The sequence below is a fragment of the Rhodococcus sp. NPDC057135 genome (assembly GCF_042670865.1).
GTDB lineage: Bacteria > Actinomycetota > Actinomycetes > Mycobacteriales > Mycobacteriaceae > Rhodococcus_F.
Genome location: NZ_JBHUUU010000001.1, coordinates 317,278 through 337,132 on the forward strand (window position 1 = coordinate 317,278; position 19,855 = coordinate 337,132).

General features: G+C 64.2%; 11 protein-coding genes. 9 read left to right on the forward strand and 2 right to left on the reverse strand.

The window, feature by feature from the left end; translation table 11 throughout:
* Positions 1 to 41 precede the first annotated feature (41 nt).
* The 8 genes from ACFT1A_RS01445 to ACFT1A_RS01480 all read left to right on the forward strand — a co-directional run bounded on the left by ACFT1A_RS01445 (position 42) and on the right by ACFT1A_RS01480 (position 14,619).
* Positions 42 to 1,052 carry an alpha/beta hydrolase family protein gene (locus ACFT1A_RS01445; protein WP_230817654.1) on the forward strand — a complete coding sequence of 337 codons (1,011 nt, stop codon included), beginning with the start codon at positions 42 to 44 and terminating at the stop codon, positions 1,050 to 1,052.
* Between the two features lie 252 nt (positions 1,053 to 1,304).
* Positions 1,305 to 3,188, forward strand: a complete 1,884-nt coding sequence (locus tag ACFT1A_RS01450) for an alpha/beta hydrolase-fold protein (protein WP_378445546.1) — start codon at positions 1,305 to 1,307, stop codon at positions 3,186 to 3,188.
* A 106-nt stretch (positions 3,189 to 3,294) separates the two neighbouring features.
* Complete coding sequence (locus ACFT1A_RS01455; protein WP_317553625.1) at positions 3,295 to 3,846, forward strand: DUF732 domain-containing protein; 552 nt, start codon at positions 3,295 to 3,297, stop codon at positions 3,844 to 3,846.
* A gap of 9 nt (positions 3,847 to 3,855) precedes the next feature.
* Positions 3,856 to 4,809 carry a cutinase family protein gene (locus ACFT1A_RS01460; protein ID WP_378445547.1) on the forward strand — a complete coding sequence of 318 codons (954 nt, stop codon included), beginning with the start codon at positions 3,856 to 3,858 and terminating at the stop codon, positions 4,807 to 4,809.
* Between the two features lie 205 nt (positions 4,810 to 5,014).
* A complete protein-coding gene (locus tag ACFT1A_RS01465) occupies positions 5,015 to 6,010 on the forward strand; it encodes an LLM class F420-dependent oxidoreductase (RefSeq protein WP_347875736.1) in 996 nt (331 codons plus the stop codon).
* Positions 6,011 to 6,192: 182 nt separating this feature from the next.
* A complete protein-coding gene (gene fadD32 / locus ACFT1A_RS01470; protein ID WP_317826660.1) occupies positions 6,193 to 8,082 on the forward strand; it encodes a long-chain-fatty-acid--AMP ligase FadD32 in 1,890 nt (629 codons plus the stop codon).
* Positions 8,083 to 8,119: 37 nt separating this feature from the next.
* Positions 8,120 to 13,081: a polyketide synthase Pks13 gene (pks13, locus tag ACFT1A_RS01475; RefSeq protein WP_378445548.1), complete on the forward strand. Its 4,962-nt coding sequence runs from the start codon at positions 8,120 to 8,122 to the stop codon at positions 13,079 to 13,081.
* Positions 13,078 to 14,619: an acyl-CoA carboxylase subunit beta gene (locus tag ACFT1A_RS01480; protein WP_378445549.1), complete on the forward strand. Its 1,542-nt coding sequence runs from the start codon at positions 13,078 to 13,080 to the stop codon at positions 14,617 to 14,619. The genes pks13 and ACFT1A_RS01480 overlap by 4 nt, the downstream gene beginning before the upstream one ends.
* On the opposite strand, the gene ACFT1A_RS01485 is transcribed toward ACFT1A_RS01480, so the two are convergent.
* Positions 14,616 to 15,527: a LysR family transcriptional regulator gene (locus ACFT1A_RS01485; protein ID WP_378445550.1), complete on the reverse strand. Its 912-nt coding sequence runs from the start codon at positions 15,525 to 15,527 to the stop codon at positions 14,616 to 14,618. The genes ACFT1A_RS01480 and ACFT1A_RS01485 overlap by 4 nt on opposite strands.
* A gap of 73 nt (positions 15,528 to 15,600) precedes the next feature.
* On the opposite strand from ACFT1A_RS01485, the gene ACFT1A_RS01490 reads away from it, so the two are divergent.
* On the forward strand, positions 15,601 to 16,551 hold the full coding sequence (locus ACFT1A_RS01490; protein ID WP_378445551.1) for a DMT family transporter: 951 nt from the start codon (positions 15,601 to 15,603) through the stop codon (positions 16,549 to 16,551).
* On the opposite strand, the gene ACFT1A_RS01495 is transcribed toward ACFT1A_RS01490, so the two are convergent.
* Positions 16,548 to 19,850, reverse strand: coding sequence for an arabinosyltransferase domain-containing protein (locus ACFT1A_RS01495; RefSeq protein WP_378445552.1), 3,303 nt, complete (start codon positions 19,848 to 19,850; stop codon positions 16,548 to 16,550). The two genes, ACFT1A_RS01490 and ACFT1A_RS01495, sit on opposite strands and share 4 nt — an antisense overlap.
* Between the last annotated feature and the right edge of the window lie 5 nt (positions 19,851 to 19,855).

Genomic DNA, 19,855 nt, shown 5'->3' on the forward strand with positions numbered 1-19,855 from the left:
CACCGAGTGGGTGCCGCAGACGAAGAGAGAGAGCAGTATCCATGCGTTTTGCCAGAAAGAGGCTGACCCAGCGCCTCAAGCACCGAGCGTTGGCCATCGGTGCCGCAGCACTTGTGCTTCCCCTTGCTGCAGGTGTTGCCGGTAGTGCTGTCGCCTCTGCTGCGCCCGCGCACACTGCTCCCAGCCGCACCGTCCAGTCGGGCGGATACGACGAGCTGTGGGTGCCCTCCTCGATGGGCAACATCAAGGTCCAGGTCCAGTGGGCCGCTCGCGGCGGAAACGCTGCCCTCTACCTCCTCGACGGCCTGCGTGCGCGTAACGACGCCAACGCGTGGAGCTTCGAGACCAATGCGATGGACCAGTACCGCAACGACAACATCACCCTCGTGATGCCCGTCGGTGGCGAGTCCAGCTTCTACAGCGACTGGTATGCACCGTCGAACTTCAACGGCCAGCAGATCACGTACAAGTGGGAAACGTTCCTCACGCAGGAACTCCCCAACTTCCTCGCGAACTACGGCGTTTCGCCCACCAACAACGCGGTTCTCGGCCTCTCGATGGGTGGCAGCGCTGCTCTGACGTTGGCTGCTTACCACCGTGACCAGTTCAAGTTCGCCGGCTCGCTGTCGGGCTACCTGAACATCTCGGCTCCCGGCATGCGCGAGGCAATCCGCGTCGCAATGCTCGATGCCGGTCGCTTCAACGTCGACTCCATGTGGGGACCGCCGTGGAGCCCGTCCTGGCTGCGCAACGACCCGTTCGTCTTCGCCCCGCGTCTGCAGGGCCTGTCGATGTACATCTCGTCGGCAAGCGGCCTGCCCGGTGAATACGACCACCCGCGCGCACCGATCGACTACTACAACACGGCTAACGGCATGGGCCTCGAAGCTCTCGCCCTGGTCAACACCCGTGCATTCCAGATCCGCATGAACTCGCTGGGTATCCCGGCCACCTACAGCTTCCCGTCCAACGGCACGCACTCGTGGCCGTACTGGTCGGCAGAGCTGTGGAAGGCTCGCGGCCAGATCCTCGACACCATGAACGCTTGGTGATCGTGCGCGATCCCGTGACCTAGTCACTTCACCAGTGCCGTTCCGGACTCCTCGAAGGAGAACCGGGACGGCACTTGTGTATTCAGGTGCTGCACGAGCGCCGGATGTCAGTAACAATTGCACCACCAGTAACAGCGCGGCTACCCCAAGCGGGGATCGTTTGCGTGTAGAAATAGTTTCAACGGGGGTCTGGCTGCTCAGGCGGCTCCACGATCGACGCGCGGACCGAACGTAAGGAAAGAGAGTGAGCTCATGCGAGTAGGCCTTGCCACGGAGGACCGTCGCCGGTCCCGGGCAACCTTCCGGACAAAGGTCGTCGGCGCACTGGCAGCGATGCTGGTTCTGCCGATCGCCGCGGGCTTGACGACGGCCGGAACCGCGGCAGCCGCGCCGGCACCTGCTCAGGCCGCACCGGCCGCTACTCAGAACCCCACCGGCGCAGCGGTCACGAAGGTCGACTGGCTCAGTGAGCGTCGCGTCGCGCTGTGGGTGAACTCTCCCGCGATGGGCATCCCGATTCAGGTGCAGATTCTCTTGGCCCGCGATTGGAACGTCAATCCGTCAGCCAGCTTCCCCTCGGTCTGGATGCTCGACGGTCTTCGCGCGACCGACAACGAGAACGCCTGGACCTACGAAACCGACGCAGAGTCCTTCTACGCCGACAAGAACGTCAACGTCATTCTTCCCGTCGGCGGTCAATCCAGCTTCTACTCCGACTGGCTCGCGCCCGACAACGGCAAGAACTACCAGTGGGAGACGTTCCTGACCAAGGAACTGCCCTCCATCCTCGAAAAGGACTGGCGCACCACGCAGACGCGCGGAGTCGTCGGACTGTCGATGGGCGGAACGTCCGCGATGTTCCTCACGGCGCGTAACCCCGGCTTCTTCAAGTTCGCGGCTTCGCTGTCCGGCATCCTCACCACCACTTCGCTCGGCATGCCTCAGGCAATCCAGTTCGCGATGACCGACGCCGGTGGATACAACTCCGCCGCGATGTGGGGACCGCCGTCCAACGCGCAGTGGGCTGCACACGATCCGTACGCGCTCGCCGAGAAGCTCAAGGGCGTCAGCCTGTACGTCTCCAGCGGTAGCGGTACGACCGGCCCGTACGACCAGCCGTCGGGAATTCCCGGTGTCAGCACCAACTACGCAGGCATGGGCCTCGAGATCCTCGCTCGCCTGACCTCGCAGACCTTCGCGACCAAGTTGAACCAGTTGGGAATCCCCGCGCAGGTCAACTACCGCCCGTCCGGTACCCACTCGTGGCCGTACTGGCAGTTCGAGCTTCATCAGCTGTGGCCGCAGTTGGCCAACGCCATCGGCGTCGAGGTCGAGAAGCCGGCGTGCGGCACGTCGGGTGAAATCGGTGCGACGGCTGCAGCCAACGGTTGGATCGGCGACTGCATCACGCCCGAGTACAGCGTCGCGGGTGGCCTGGCACAGGACTTCCGCAACGGTCGCATCTACTTCACCAGTGGAACGGGCGCTCAGCCTGTCGCCGGTCGTATCGCCGGCGCGTACATGAACGCCGGAGCAGCAGCGGGACCGCTCGGCTTCCCGCGTACTCCCGAACTCGGTACGCCCGACGGACGCGGACGCTTCAACCACTTCCAGAACGGCTCCATCTACTGGACCCCGCAGACCGGCGCTCACCCCGTCAGCGGCGACATCCTCACCGAGTGGTCCGCACAGGGATGGGAAGGTGGCCCGCTCGGCTACCCGACCGCCGACGAGATCGCGACTCCCGGCAAGCCCGGCAAGGTCCAGGGATTCGAGATCGGCGCAATGTACAGCAGCGCCAACGGAACTCACGCGGTTCTCGGAATGATCATGGGCAAGTACGGCGAACTCGGCTGGGAGAACGGCTGGCTCGGATTCCCGAAGTCGAACGAGGTTCCGATCAAGGACAACGGACGCTTCACCGAGTTCGAGGGCGGCAACATCTACTGGAGCCCCGGCACCGGTGCTTGGTCCGTCGAGAACGGCCCGCTCTTCGACGGTTGGAAGAGCGTCGGATACGAAGGTGGACGACTCGGATTCCCGATCAGTGACAAATTCGACATTCCCGGTGGTGTCCAGCAGAACTTCCAGTTCGGCTACATCACGGTGATCGGTGACAAGACAGAAGTTCACTAACTCACAGTGGTGCACGACGGGCGGGCCCGATCACGGATCGGTGCCCGCCCGCGTGCGTTGCGTAACCTGTTGATGGACTTTCGACTGAAGGCAAGGACGGACATTGATGTCGCTTTTCTCGGGTAACCGAAACACTTGTGCACGCGCGATCGCGGTCGGCGCCCTGGCGCTCGCCACGGGTGGCGCACTTGTCGCGTGCGGTAGTGACGACTCCACCGCAACCTCCAATCCGGTCACCACGACGTCCGCTGCGGCTTCGTCCTCGAGCGGATCGGCGTCTGCGTCCGCCTCGGCGACCACGACGGCTTCGGCTGCGCCTACCAGTCCGGGAGCCGCGGCCACCGCGCCGCCGGAGCAGCCACAGAGCATCGAGGGCTTCCCGGGTCCCACAGTCGTCGAGGTCAGCCCCGAGGCGCAGAAGTTCCTCGACGGGCTGAAGGCGAAGGGCATCACCCCGGCCGGTGACGGAAGCATCGCCGTCAACACGGCCAATTACATCTGTGCTGCCGGTCCTCAGACCGACGACGAGGTCCTGACCTTCGTGACCGCCTTCGTCGGCCAGGAAGCGTCGGCGGAAGGCAAGCAGATCACTCCCGATCAGGCAGGTGCGAACGCTCAGATCTACATCGACGTCGCCAACGCCACCTACTGCAAGTAGGAGCGGGAAATGGCGAGGTCTGGAAAGCGTCGTGGGTGCCTGATCCCGCTGCTGATCATTCTTGTGGTCGCAGCGGTCGTGATCGGCGGTTGGTACATCCTGGCCGGGCGGGTGCCGTCGCCGACTCCGATCCCGCCGAGCCCGGAGCCGCCGGTGTCTCAGCCGGCCAGCTGCCCCGATGTCCAGGTAGTAGCCATACCGGGTACGTGGGAGTCGAGCGCTACCGACGACCCGTACAACCCGACGGCCAATCCGGCGTCGTTGATGCTGAACGTGACCCGTCCGCTGCAGGAGAAGTTCGATACTTCACGGGCCGACGTCTACACCGTTCCGTACGTCGCACAGTTTTCGAATCCAATTGCGATCCCGCCGGACGGACAGCAGTCCTACAACAACAGTCGGGCCGCGGGAACTGCTGCCACTAACGACTTTCTGATGAAGCGGCACGCCGAGTGCCCGCTCACGAGCTACGTCCTGACCGGATTCTCCCAGGGCGCGGTGATCGCGGGTGACGTCGCAGCGAGTATCGGCGACGGCAGCGGCGCGGTGCCTGCCGATCTGGTTCTGGGCGTCGGCCTGATCGCCGACGGTCGGCGTGATCCGGCGTTCGGGAACACCGTTGGCCCAAGCGTTGCCGGTGTCGGCGCCGAGTTGTCGCTGAACGGGCTGAAGCTTCCCGGTCTCACGATGACCGGCCCGAGGCCTGGCGGTTTCGGTGACCTCAACGACCGGACCTATCAGATCTGCGCGCCCAGTGACGGTATCTGCGACGCTCCGGCCGCTGCTCTCAACCCGACCAACTGGCTGAGTTCGGCTCCGCGACTGCTCGAGTACTACAACAATCCTGTGCACGCGATGTACAACTCCTTCCAGGTCGATCCGAACGGCACGACGGCCACCCAGTGGATGGCACAGTGGGCTGCGGAGAAGATCGACGCCGCGCCGACGCCGCCCCACAGTTGAGACGCCGTCGCACTGTTGATTCGTCACAATCGGGCGTCTCGGGAGTTCGCTCGCGGGTAATCTGCTCGTTTGGTCCCGGTAGAGTGCTGCACGGTCCGGGGGCTTCCTCTACAGTGCTGTCACGTAAGTGACTGGCGAGTAGGTTCGGTTTGTCCGAGTTTGTAGTTCGAGTACGACGTACGTGTCCATCACAGGAGATCGATATATGAGTTCCACCCACGGCAGCGATGCCCGACGCAAATTCCGGTTTGCGGCCGGTGGCGAGGGCAACGCCGAAGAGGGTGGTGCGCGACGCTTCGTCAAGCTTGCGCAGAAGGCCGAGGAACTCGGTTACGACTCGTTCATGATTCCGGACCACCTGGGTAATCAGGTCGGACCGATCGCCGCTCTCGGAGCGCTCGCGGTGGCCACCGACAAGATTCGTCTCGGCACCGCCGTGTTGGCCAACGGCTTCCGTCATCCCGCTGTGCTGGCGAAGGACGCGGCGACCATCGACGTACTGTCCGGCGGTCGACTCGAACTCGGAATCGGCGCAGGCTGGATGAAGGAAGAGTTCGACAAGGGCGGCATCGCCTACGAAAGCCCGGGCGTTCGCATCGAGAAACTCGAGGAATCTCTGCAGATTCTCGACGTTCTGCTGCGCGGGCAGGAATGCACTTTCGAAGGTAAGCACTATCAGGTGCGCGGCCTCAAGGGCAGTCCACGACCGCGGCAGGGCCCGCGGCCGCCGATCATCGTGGGCGGCGGCGGACCGAAGATGCTAGCTCTCGCGGCGAAGTACGCGGACATCATCTCGGTCGCCACACCGACCAACCGTGACGGGCGACTTCTGCTCTCCGGAATCACGATGGAAAAGACCATCGAACGTGTCGAGCGGATCCGCGAAGCTGCCGGCGAGCGTTTCGATGAGATCGAACTCAACTGGACCATCACCATGATCATGATCACCGACGATCGAGAGCAGGCTGCCGAGATGGCAATCGCCGCTCTGGACCAAGGTTTTCCGCCGAACATCGAAGTGGATCGTAAGCTGAGCGTGGAGGAGCTGTTGAACTCTCCCTACCTGGCTGTGGGCACTTTCGAGGAAATCGCAGACCAGATTCGACTGGTCCGCGAGAAGACGTCGATGTCGTACGTCGGGGTCTTCCCGACGCAGATGGAAGCGTTCGCCCCGATCATCCCGTTACTGGCGGGCGAGTAGGCCGGAGAATACGGACGATGCGAATCTGTAACATATCGATGGTTTGGGATCGATGAAGTGATTCAGGTGAGTTGCGCACAAAGTGCGATTCGATTGATCGAAGATGGACCCGAGAGAGCGAAGGAAGTCTGGGGCGCAGGCATGAAGGACAGTGCTTGTGTGATCGCTTCGGAGGAGATGGAATGAACGCGCTGTTCGATGGCTTTCTCGACGAGAAGGGCCAGATCCGCCTGCAACCAGGCTTCACGCTGGTCGACTACGTCGAGCAACACTCGCGTGTCAACGCGGACGAGCTCGCGTATCGGTACATCGATTACTCACGCGAGCGTGACGGTGAAGCCCTGGAGCTGACCTGGGAGCAGTTCGGTGTGCGTCTGCGGGCTGTTGCAGCCCGTCTGCAGCAGGTCACCAAGCGCGGAGACCGTGTTGCGATTCTTGCTCCGCAGGGGCTCGACTACGTCATCTCGTTCTTCGCGGCCATCCAGGCCGGTTCTATCGCGGTGCCGCTCTTCGATCCGGACGAGCCCGGTCACACCGACCGCCTGCACGCTGTTCTCGGCGACTGCAAGCCGACCGCGATTCTGACTGCCGCTTCGTCGGCAGCCGGTGTTCGTCAGTTGTTCCGCTCGCTTCCCGCTGCCGAGCGTCCGCGCATCATCGCCGTCGACGCGATTCCCGACACCGTCGGTGAAACGTGGGTTCGCCCCGACATCGAGCTCGACGACATCGCATACCTGCAGTACACCTCCGGTTCGACCCGAGTTCCCGCCGGTGTGGAGATCACCCACCGCGCTGTGGGAACGAATGCGCTCCAGATGGTCGATTCCATCGAGCTCAACGAGGACTCGCGCGGCGTCACGTGGCTGCCGCTGTTCCACGACATGGGCCTGCTGACGGTCATCCTGCCTGCTCTGGGCGGCAAGTACATCACCATCATGAGCCCGCGCGCTTTCGTGCAGCGGCCGTACCGGTGGATCAAGGAACTTGCTGCGGTGTCCGACGGCGCCGGCACCTTTGCTGCTGCTCCCAACTTCGCGTTCGAGCATGCTGCCGCGCGCGGCTTGCCGAAGGACGGCGAGACACTCGACCTGAGCAACGTCATCGGACTGATCAACGGCAGTGAGCCGGTCACGACGTCGTCGATGCGCAAGTTCAACGAGGCTTTTGCTCAGTACGGTCTGCCCAAGACTGCGATCAAGCCGTCGTACGGCATGGCCGAAGCGACGCTCTTCGTCTCCTCGACCAAGCATTCCGACGAGGCCAAGGTCATCTACGTCGACCGCACGGAACTCAACAAGGGCCGCATGGTCATCGTCGACCAGTACTCCGAGAACGCCATCGCGCAGGTCTCCTGCGGGTACGTCTCGCGCAGTCAGTGGGCGGCGATCGTCGATCCCGAGACGCTGACCGAGGTTCCCGACAATCACGTCGGCGAGATCTGGCTGCACGGCGAGAACATCGGCATCGGCTACTGGGGACGCCCCGACGAGACGGCCGAGACCTTCCACAACAAGCTGGACAACCGGCTGAGCGAAGACAGTCACACCGAGGGCACACCGGCGGATGCCAACTGGATGCGTACCGGCGACTTCGGCGTCTACGTCGACGGCGAGCTGTACATCACCGGGCGCGTCAAGGACCTCGTGATCGTCGACGGCCGCAATCACTACCCGCAGGACCTCGAGTCTTCGGCTCAGGAAGCCAGCCCGGCTCTGCGTCCCGGATTCATCGCTGCGTTTGCCGTACCGGCCAACCAGTTGCCTTCTGTCGTGTTCTCCAACACGCATTCGGGTCTGAAGTTCGACGACGACGATTCCTCGGAGCAGCTGGTCATCGTGGCCGAGCGCGCTCCCGGTGCAGGCAAGGCGGATCCGCAGCCGATCGCGGACACCGTGCGTGCGGCGATTTCTTCCCGTCACGGCGTCACGGCCCGAGACATCCTGCTCGTTCCTGCCGGTTCGATTCCGCGTACGTCCAGCGGCAAGATCGCTCGCCGCGCGTGTAAAGCGAGCTATATCGAGGGAACGTTGCGAGGCGGCTATCAGCAGACCGCATTCCCCGATAGCGTTTGAGGAGCAGTCCCTTCATGATCGGTGGCTTGGTGAGTTGATGGTTGAACAAGATGGTGCGCAGAGCAAAGACGTTGTGAGCGAGATGAGCGTTGCGCAGTTGCGTGAGTGGCTTCGCAACTGGATCGCCAACGCGACCGGTCAGCCGGTGTCGACGATCACGGACGACCGCCCGATGGAAGAGTTCGGGCTCGCTTCACGCGACGCAGTTGCGCTGAGCGGCGACATCGAGGATCTGCTCGGCGTCACGCTGACGGCCACGGTTGCTTACCAACACCCCACCATCGCTTCGCTGGCGACTCGGATCATCGAAGGTGAGCCCGAGGCGCCGGAGGAGACCATCGACGCGTCGTACTACGTCTCAGGCGCCGCGACGGACGCTCACGACATCGCCATCGTCGGACTCTCCACACGATTCCCCGGTGCCGGGCACACGCCTTCGGACATGTGGGAAATGCTGGCGGCCGGACGCGACGGCATCAGCGACCTCCCCGAGGACCGCTGGGCCGAGTTCATGTCCGACCCTGCCATCAAGGCCGCGGTCGAGAACGCCAACACCAAGGGCGGGTACCTCGACGACGTCAAGGGCTTCGACGCCGAGTTCTTCGCGATGTCTCCGCTCGAGGTCGTCAACGTCGATCCGCAGCAGCGCCTCGCTCTCGAACTCGCGTGGGAAGCACTCGAGCACGCTCGCATTCCGGCAAGTGGGCTCAAGGGCAAGCAGGTCGGTGTTTTCATCGGCAGTTCCGCCAACGACTACCAGCTGCTCGCGGTCAGTGATCCGACGACGGCGCACCCGTACGCGCTGACCGGAACGTCGACGGCCATCGTCGCGAACCGGGTCTCGTACTTCTTCGACTTCCGTGGACCGTCCATCGCTCTGGACACCGCGTGCTCGTCTTCGCTGGTTGCCGTTCACGAGGCTGTGCGCTCGCTGCGCAGCGGCGATTCCAACATCGCGCTGGCCGGTGGCGTCAACATGCTGCTGGCCCCTCCCGGAACCCTCGGTTTCGATCAGACCGGGATGCTCGCTCCCGACGGCAAACTGCGTGCCTTCTCCGCTCAGGCTCAGGGAATCGTTCGCAGCGAGGGTGGTGGACTCGTTGTGCTCAAGCGCCTCGAAGACGCCGAGCGTGACGGCGATTCCATCCTCGCGGTGATCGCCGGATCCGCGATCAACCAGGACGGCCGTTCCAACGGTCTGCTCGCGCCCAACCCGGACGCCCAGGCCGACGTGTTGCGTTTCGCGTACCGCGACGCCGGCATCGTGCCGACCACCGTCGACTATATCGAGGCCCACGGAACGGGTACCGATCTCGGTGATCCCATCGAGGCCGACGCTCTCAGCCGGGTCGTCGGTCGTGGCCGTGACGACGACAAGCCGGCACTGCTCGGTAGCGCGAAGACCAACTTCGGGCACCTGGAAGCAGCTGCAGGCGCCGCCGGCCTGATCAAGGTCGTTCTGGCGATGCAGGAAAACAAGATTCCCGCGACGATCAACTACCTGGGCCCCAACCCGCACATCGACTTCGAGAAGGCGCACCTGCAGGTGACGCCCGAGGCCACCGACTGGCCGCGTTACACCGGCAAGGCCGTCGCCGGTGTTTCCGGCTTCGGTTTCGGCGGAACCAACGCGCACGTCGTGGTCAAGGAATACGTGCCTGCCGACGCCGTAGTCGAAGAACCGGTTGTGGATGCCCCGGTCGTGGACGAACCGGCAGCAGAGGACGAGATCACGGTTGTGCTGGCCGTGTCCGGCGCGCTGCCTTCGCGTCGTCGCCGCGCAGCTGCCGATCTGGCCGACTGGCTCGAAACCGAAGAGGGAAGCAAGACGCCCCTCGCCGACGTCGCCCGCACACTTTCGCGTCGCAACCACGGACGCTCGCGCGCCGCTGTTGTGGCGACGACGCGGTCCGAGGCCATCAGCTCGCTGCGCGCCGTCGCCGCGGGCAAGCCGGCCCAGGGCGTCTTCTCGGCCGACTCGCCGTCGCCCAAGGGTGCGGTGTGGGTGTTCTCGGGCTTCGGCTCGCAGCACCGCAAGATGGCCAAGCAGTTGTACACGGAGAACACGGCCTTCAAGGCAGCCGTCGACGAGGTCGACGCGCTGATCCAGGACGAGGCCGGTTACTCGATGGTCGAGATGTTCCTCGACGATTCGATCGAGTACAACGTCGAGACCGCACAGGTGGGAATCTTCACCATCCAGGTCGGTCTGGCTGCATTGCTGCGCCACCACGGCGCCGAGGCCGAAGCCGTGGTTCCGCACTCGATGGGTGAGGCCGCTGCCGCGTACGTTTCCGGCGGTCTGAACCTGGAAGACGCTGTCCGCGTGATCTGTTCACGTTCACGGCTGATGGGTGAGGCCGAGGGCGCACTTGTCGGTGACGACATCCGTCTGATGGCACTGCTCGAGTACAGCGCATCCGAGATCGAGGCGCTGCTGCCCACGTACCCCAAGCTCGAGGTCTGCGTCTACGCAGCTCCGACGCACACGGTGATCGGTGGGCCGCAGCCGGACATCGAGGCGATCGTCGCTGCCGCCGAGGCCGACGGCAAGATGGCGCGTGTACTGCAGACCAAGGGCGCCAGCCATACTTCGCAGGTAGATCCGTTGCTCGGCGAACTCGCCGCGGAGTTGGCCGGTATCGAGCCGACCACGTTGAAGCTCGGCGTCTACTCGTCCGTCGACAAGGACACCTTCTACCGTCCCGGTCACGAGCCGATCCATCAAGAGGCGTACTGGGTCAAGGGTCTTCGCCACAGCGTGTACTTCACCAATGCGGTGCGCGGTGCAGTTGCCCACGGCCACACCACTTTTGTCGAGCTTGCACCCAACCCGGTGACGCTGATGTCGGTGGCGGCCACCGCTTTCGATTCGGGCCTGCACGACATGGAGCTCATCCAGACGCTCAAGCGTAAGGAAGACGAGTCCGCAGGTGTGCTTGCCGCTCTCGCGCAGCTGTACGTGCACGGCCATGCCGTGAATCTCGAATCTCTGCTTCCCGCAGGCGATTTCGCTTCGGTTCCGCGTACCGCGTTCGTGCGCAAGCCGTACTGGCTCGACATTCGTGTCAGTGCCGGTGGTTCGGCTCGCGTTCCCGGTTCGCACGTTGCCCTGCCCGACGGCCGCCATGTGTGGGAGGTCGACGCGTCCGCCGTCACCGACCTGGCGGTGCTGGTGAGCGCTGCCGCCGGACAGGTGCTTTCGGATGTCTCTCTGACCGCTGCTGTTCCGCACGGTGAGCTGGCCGGTGCTGCGACCCTGACCACGACACTCAACCCGCATCCGGGTGGAGCGTCGGTGCAGGTGCACGCTCGTGAGGGCGCTACGTTCCGTCTGCTCTTCGACGCCGTCGTCACGTCCGGTGAGCCGCTGCCCGAGCTGGTCGTCAGCGCGCCGGTCAAGACCAGCGCGCCGATGGAAACCCTGGCCGAGGTCGTCGAAGACGCCGGAGACAAGTGGGATCCGAACGGTTCGCAGAGCCTCGACGACCGCCTCAAGATCGTTGTCGCCGAGTCGATGGGGTACTCGCCGGAGGATCTTCCGGCCGAGGTTCCGCTCATCGAACTGGGTCTCGACTCGCTCATGGCGATGCGTATCAAGAACCGCGTCGAGTACGAGTTCGACATTCCGCAGCTCCAGCTCCAGGCAGTCAAGGACGCGAGCCTCAACGAGGTCAACAAGTACCTGCGTTACGCGATCGACAATCGCGAAGAGGTTCAGGCGATGGCCGACAAGCAGGCCGCGGAGAAGTTGGCGGCCGATGCTGCTGACGACGAGGACGTTGCTCCCGCCGAGGTGGCGGTGGAACTACCTGCCACTGCTCCCGTTGCGACGGCTGTACCGGCTGCCGCGCCCGCCGATCCTTCGCGTGCCGGAACTGCCGACGACGCCGGCTCCGACGTTCCGCCGCGAGATGCAGCCGAGCGCTTGACGTTTGCGACGTGGGCCGTCGTCACCGGGAAGTCGGCCAAGGGCATCTTCAACGATCTGCCGATCGTCGGTGACGAGGTCGCCGAGAAGCTTGCTGCTCGGCTTTCCGAGCGTGCGGGTGGCGAGATCACTCTCGACGACGTTCTCGATTCCACCACCATCGAAGAGCTTGCGGACGTCGTTCGCCAGTACCTCGAGGACGACGGCAAGATCGACGGACTCGTTCGTACTCTGCGTGCCCGTCCCGAAGGCTCCACGGCCGTACCGGTATTCGTCTTCCACGCTGCCGGTGGTTCGACGGTGACGTACGAGCCTTTGCTCAAGCGCCTGCCCGCCGGCACGCCGATGTACGGGTTCGAGCGGGTCGAGGGCTCGATCGAAACCCGTGCTGCTGCCTACGTTCCGCTGCTTCGTGAGATCCAGGGTGACGGGCCGTACGTGCTGTGCGGCTGGTCGTTCGGCGGCGTGATGTCGTATGCGGTCGCGAAGTTGCTGCGCGAGGAGGGCGCCGACGTGCGTGTGGTCGGACTTCTCGACACCGTGATGGCCGGCGAGGTCGTGCCGGACACCGAGGAGGAACGTCGCAAGCGTTGGGAGCGCTACGGCAAGTTCGCCAAGCGCACCTACAACCTGGATGTTCCGTTGCCGCTTGACGTTCTGGCCTCCACCGAAGCCGACGAGGATCAGATCCAGATCTTGATGGACATGATCAAGATGAGCGGCGCCAAGATTCCCGGCGGCATCATCGAGCATCAGCGGACGTCCTGGTTGGACAACCGCGCCATCCAGACTGCCGCGTTCAGCAGCTACGACGGAGACGTCGTGCTGTACATGGCCGACAAGTACCACGACGAGCTGATGACGCTCGAGCCTGCATTCAAGACCCGCAAGGCAGACGGTGGTTGGGGTGACTACGTGAAGAACCTCGAGGTCGTCTACATCGGCGGGGATCACCTGCAGATCGTCGACGAGCCGTACATCGCGAAGGTCGCGGCAGACCTCACCACAAAGCTGGCCCAGATCGAGACAGCCCAGACCAAAGCATCGGAAACCGGAGTTCAGAAGTGACGACAACCACCGCGGAGAAGCTCGCTGAACTCCGCGAAAAGTTGGAGAAGGCAAAGGAACCCGGCTCGGCTCGGGCCATTGCCAAGCGCGATGCAGCAGGGCACAGTACGCCGCGCCAGCGCATCGACATGTTGCTCGATCCCGGTAGCTTCGTCGAGGTCGGCGCCCTGGTGAAGATGGCGGGCGAGGACAATCCGTACAGCGACGGCGTCATGACCGGTCACGGAACCGTCGAGGGGCGGCCGGTTGCCGTGTTCGCGCACGATCAGACTGTGTTCGGCGGTGCCGCCGGAGAGATGTTCGGCCGTAAGGTCGCAGCTGTCAACGATTTTGCGCTGAAGGTTGGTTGCCCGGTCGTCGGTATCAACGATTCCGGTGGAGCTCGAATCCAGGATGCCGTTTCCTCATTGGCCTGGTACGCAAACATGGGTTCACGTCAGGAGCCCTTGTCCGGTGTCTGCCCGCAGATCTCGGTCATCCTCGGTAAGTGCGCCGGCGGTGCCGTGTACGCACCGATCAACACCGACGTCGTGGTTGCGACCGAAGAGTCGTACATGTTCGTCACCGGACCCGACGTCATCAAGTCGGTCACCGGCGAAGAGGTCAGCCTCGAGGATCTGGGCGGAGCACGCAAGCAGGCGGAGTACGGAAACATCCATCACGTCGCTCCCGACGAGAAGGCTGCATTCGACTGGGTCCGTGAGTACCTGAGCTTCATGCCGTCCTCGTGCACGGAGAAGGCGCCGCTGATCAACCCGGGCCTCGAACCCGAGATCACCGAGTCGGATCTCGAACTCAACGCCTTCATGCCGGATGCCGACAACGCCGGCTACGACATGCACGACATCATTCTGCGGATCTTCGACGACGGAACCTTCCACGAAATCGGAGCCCAGGTCGCGCACAACGTGATCACCGGGTTCTCCCGCGTCGACGGCCTGCCCGTCGGTGTCGTGGCCAACCAGCCCACGTACCTCAGTGGCGCCCTCGATGCAGACAGCTCCGACAAGGCTGCTCACTTCGTGCGCCTGTGCGACGCTTTCAGCATCCCGCTCGTTTTTGTCGTCGACACACCGGGCTTCCTTCCCGGCGTCGATCAGGAAAAGGTCGGTGTCATCAAGCGTGGCGGGCGTTTCCTGTTCGCGTACATCGAAGCCACTGTGCCGAAGGTGACGGTGGTGGTTCGTAAGGCGTACGGCGGCGGTTATGCCGTCATGGGTTGCAAGCAGCTCGGTGCCGACATCAACCTCGCGTGGCCGACGGCACGTATCGCCGTGATGGGCGCCGAGGGTGCCGTCAACATCATGGGACGTCGTCAGCTCGCCGAGGCGGGCGAGAACGCACCCGCGGTGCGTGCTCAGTTGATCAACTTCTACAACGAGTTCGTCGCGACGCCGTACATCGCGGCTGAGCGCGGATACATCGACGCGGTGATCGAGCCTTCGCAGACGCGTCTCGAAATCCGCAAGGCTCTGAAGTTGCTCAAGGACAAGACGATCTTCAAGAACCCGCGCAAGCACAACTTGATGCCGCTCTAATTCTTCTTGTCACCGAGGGCGTCGAACTGGCGGCGTAGCGCTTCTATCGTCGCCAGAACGGCGGGCCTCTCGCTGTCGGTCCGCCAGGCGAGGTAGATGTCGCGGCCGAGCGGCGGGACCGTGTCGAGCATTCGAACACCTTCCGGCGGTACAACTCTCGCCAGGCGTGGAATCAAAGCGACGGCAAGGCCCTGAGCGACGAATTCGACCTGGGTGGGAAACTCGGCGACCTCGTACTCGATTCGTGGGTCGAACCCCTGCGCGCGCAGTGTCCTGACGGTGAACGTGTGAAAGTCCGTTCCCCGCGTCCACGTCGCCCAGGCGTGCTCGGACAGCTCGCTGAGCGCGACAACCTTGTTCTCCGCCAGCGGATGTGACGCGGGGAGAGCGAGCAGCGCCACGTCGTCGTACACGGGAGTGAAGGAGAGTCCGTCGGGAAGTTCGACGGGCAGAGTGCTCCAGCTGTCGACCACCACGACGTCGAGGTCGCGGCGAATCAGTGCGGGGAGCAGTTCTTCGGATTCGCCTTCGTTGAAGGTGATTTCGAGTTGGGGGTGCGCATGCCTGATCTCGGCGATGGCTCGCGGCAGCACCGTCCTGCTGGGGGAGACCAGGGCGCCGATACGCACGCGGCCTGTCACCTCGCTCTGCAGCGACGCGATTTCCGCCTCGGCCTGGGCGAGCGTCGAGAGAACCTCTGCGGTTCGGCGAGCGAGGATTCGGCCCGCTTCGGTGAGTCGCACACCGCGGCCCTGTGGTTCGAGGAGCGGAACACCGACCTCGCGCTCGAGTTTGTTCAACTGCTGCGAAATTCCGGACGGTGTGACATGCAAGGTGCGGGCAGCTGCCGCCACTGACCCGTTCTCGGCGACAGCGTGCAGGGCGCGAAGTCTTTCGAGATTCAACACGGTAGTAATGCTACCGAATATACGGTCTGAACATTTGCTTGTGCTGAATAGTTAGCGGCAGGAACATTGTCGAGTGACCACTCTGACCTCCGCGACCGCGCAGACACCGACACCCACCCGCACTCCTCGGGGGCGCATCGACCCTCGATTGCTGGTCGTCGGAGGCGCAGCTGCGATCTCGATCAGTTCGCTTCTCATCAAGCTGGCCGATGTCGGGCCCTCGACAGCCGTTTTCTTCCGTTGTTTCCTGGCCTTGCCGCCACTGGCGTGGTTGGCGTGGCGGGAGTACCGCCGGGTGGGCAAGCCGAGCCGGCGGGCGGTCGTTCTTCAGGTGTTCGGCGGCCTGCTGCTCGGGCTGGATTTTGCGTTGTGGTCGCAGTCGATTCTCATGATCGGCGCGGGGATGGCGAGCGTCGTCGTGAACGTGCAGGTGGTTGTGGTGCCCGCACTGTCCTGGCTGGTCTTCGGCAATCGGGTTCCGATGCGCTTCGTGTTCGCCCTACCGTTCATGTTCACGGGAATTGCCTTGGCGGGCGGCGTGTTCGGGGGTGGGGAAACCGGCGACGACTTGCTGTGGGGAACTGCGCTCTCGCTCGTCTCCGGAATCGCCTACGGCGGCTACATCTTCGTGGTCGGCCGTACGGGCGAGGCGGATCGGGCAGCGAGCCAGGTGTTGATCTCGACGACGTCCGCGGGCATCGCCGGCTCTGTCATCGGATCACTGTGGGGCCGGATCGATTTCGTCCCGGGTTGGGAAGCGTTCGGCTGGCTCGCGGCACTGGCGCTGGTCGGCCAGGTGTTCGGCTGGATGCTGATGGGGCACTCGCTCCCTCGGCTTCCCGCCGAGGTGGGCGCGACGCTCCTGCTCATGCAACCGGTCCTCGCCGTACTGCTGGCGGTTGTGCTGCTCGGCGAACGGCCCGGTATCGGGCAGCTACTCGGGTGCGTCGTCGTTGTCGGAGCGGTCTCGGCCGTCTCCGTACGTCGCACCCGAGCAGTCCCGCGGGTTGGCAGTGCGGGCTAGTGCACCCGCATCTCGCCGGGCATCCACATACCCGAGCGGGTTGCGGTCCCCGTCTCCACCTCTGCCGGAACAGCATTCGGGAAGTACCGGTCGTAGCGCTCGAGTGATCCCCAGTCCCGCGCCCAGTCGTCCTTCAGGTACGTCGGAACCGTCGTAGCACCGGCGAGGACCTCGGTGAACCCGAGCGGGCCGCCGTTGTCCGCGGACTGCCAGGTGTCGGTGGAGCTGACGGCCAGGGGACGGTCCGGGAGGATACGGAAGTTCGGCATCTCGGCCACGCCGTTCTGATGTGTGAACGGACGTTGGCACGGGAACTGAAGGCCGACAGCCCAGTCCAGGAGAACCGGTTGCTCGTTGCCGATGTACGAGTTCAGGGACTCGAGCTTGGGCACGCGCGGCGGCGTGAATGCCATCCACTGATCGCCCGTGAGGTTGGGATCGAACGCGACCACGCGAACGGCGTCGGCGTCCGGCGCGAGTTCGTCGATGGGGATACGGACGTTGCGCCACGACGGTGCGGGTCCGATGTCTCGCGGCATGTACGAACCCTGAACCTGCACGGTTCCGTCAGGCTGCGTCTTGCCGTACTCGACCAGCAGCGACTGGCCGTACGTGATGGCACCGGTGTTGTCGACGGACCACACGCGCCCGGCGACGGACATGACCACCAACGGTGATTCCTCACTGCGAGTGGGCAATCCGTACCAACTCGAGATGAGGGAAGCGGGTTCCTGCACGCCGGGCTGGTAGCTGCCCATGACCGGCGTCTTCGAAGGATCGAGACCGAAGGGGAGCTTGGCCGTGCTGCCGTTGACGCCGACGTTGCCGGTGCCGCCGCTGGTTCCGGCACCGGAGCCGGTGGCGAAGCTGGGGCCGACACTCTGGTTGTCGGTATTGCCCATGCCCTGCTTGACCTCGATGTAATCCGCAGTCAGATCGCTGGGAACCCCATTGGGGGAGAAGCCCTTCGAATCAACTCCGGACAGCGGATCCTCGGCGTTGAATCCGGGAGCGGTCAGTGGCCGCAGATTCCCGGAATTGACGTCGGTCTCCACCAGTACGTCCTCGGCCATGCCGCAGGTCTTGCCCGCGAGTGCCTCGATATTGCTTCGACCCAGCGAGTACGCCGGGTACTGCGACACTGCGCCCTTGAGTAGGGAGAGCACCTCGAAGAGGACCATCAGACCGGCAATCACGGTGAGCGGGGCGGCCGCGAACTTGCGAATTCGTCTGCCCTTGGCCGTGTTCGGCTTCTCGGGCGGGGCGGCAAATCCCTCGCGCAGGTACTGCCACGCGGCAAAAGCCAAGGCGAGAGCAAAGAGTGCGAGGAACAGTGTGTTGGATTCACGGCCGTCGTAGGAGATGGTCTTGTCGAACCACGGCACGCCGTAACTCGAGACGTACCAGTAACCGTTGATGCCGGCGAACGTCAACGCCAGCATCAGGAGCAGTCCGGCCACGAACACCGATCGGTTACGACGCGAGCGTAGGGCCGACGCGGACACGGCGACGGCGGTCAGCGCGGCGAGAGAACCGGCGATGCCCGCGTACGCACCGAAGTGGTGAGTCCACTTCGTGGGGTTGAACATCATCAGGAACATCGTGCCGAAGACGACGCCGACGAGGCGCCACGACGGACCGGTTGCGGCGCCGGGGACGCGGCCGCGGCGCAGCAAGACGAAGAGTGTCGTGAAGAGGCACAGGATCATCGTCAAGAACGCGAAGCGTCGGGCAACCGAGCCGTCGACCGTCTGGACGAAGAGGTAGTAGTAGCGCAGGAAGTCCTGGTACCAATCGAGATTGGGGCCGATGATCGTTCGGACGCGGGTGGCTTCCATGACGCCGGCGAAGGTCTGATCGGCGAAGATGACCACCAGCACGATGGTTCCGGCGGCGGCGATCGGAGCGAGAAGCGGCAGTGTACCGACCAGCCGGTGACGCTTGACGACGATGCGCACCAGTGGGCGGACACCGGCGAGAAGGGCTGCGATACACATCAATCCGGTGGGCGCCGCGGCAAGCGTGAAGGCGCCGATCAAAATTGCGGTCGCCGCAGGGAAAAGGCGTCCGGTGGCGATGGCGCGCTCGATGGAGCACCAGGTGAGCAGTGCGCCGAGAGCCACGATGGGCTCGGGGCGAAGACCGTTGTTGTATGCGAGCCAGAAGGACAGGAACACCAGCCCGCCGGTCCAGAGGGCGACGTTGCTGCGGCGAACCGCCCGGCCGAGACGCGGGACGACCTCGCGGCTGATGACCATCCAGCACAGGATTCCGGCGAGCAGAGCGGGCAGACGCATGAACGGGCTCGCGGTCGAGATCTTCGCCATCACGGCCAGCACTTCGTAGTACCAACCGAACGGGGCCTCGGGAACGCCGAACCAACGGAAGTAGTTGGCCATGTATCCCGCGTCCGGCGAGACTCGGGCCATGGTGAGGAGGTAACCGTCGTCGGCGGTGTTCGCGCCGATGAAGTGCCAGACGACCAGCGTTCCGACCACAACCCCGTCGATGCCGGAGAACTTCCACCAGCGTTCGGGAAGGAATCGTCGGTGCTTGCGGCCGTCGGTGCCGTCGAGGCGGGCAAGGGCGACCAGAGCGACGATGGTGGAGAGGACGGCCACGATCATCGCGACCAACTTCAAGACGCTGGGGCTCGACGAGAAACGTGAGTCGATCGTCATCGAGAAGCCGAGGCCCTCAGGGGCAGCGCCGTCCGGCAGGTCGCTGAAGACACCGACCACCTGAGGGCGGAAGTCACCGTCGAGCTGACCACGAATCGGGTTGCCGTCGGCATAGGTCAGACCGATGAACTCTGCCGTGGTCCGGTTGACGTCAGAACTGAACGCGATGGCGCCGCAACGACTCGACTCGACGTCCTCGCGCGCCGCCGAAGCGACGACGACGTTGCGATCGAGCACGTCGACGCTGGTCGCGGACACCCGGACGAACATCGACGAGAGTGCCGCGCCGTCGCCCTGTGCCGGTGCCGTCGACAGCAGGATGCCGCCGCCCTCGGGCAGCGAGCTGACCGCGGTGCAGGGGATCGACGCGTTGACGTCGATGGGAACCTGCGCCATCAGAGGTGCCTCGACGTCACCGATCATGCCGTTCTGCGGCCAGTTGACCGACGCCGTCGTCTGCACGACGGGAAGCAGCGGAGTTGCCAGTGCGAGCACGAAGCCGAGCAAGCCGGCGATGATCGCAACCCATCGAGTGCGATGGAAACGCTCGCGGGCATCCTGACCAGCAGGAGGCGGCGAACTCGAAGTCTGAGGTGAAGCTGTCACTGCGTCGGGCACGGCTA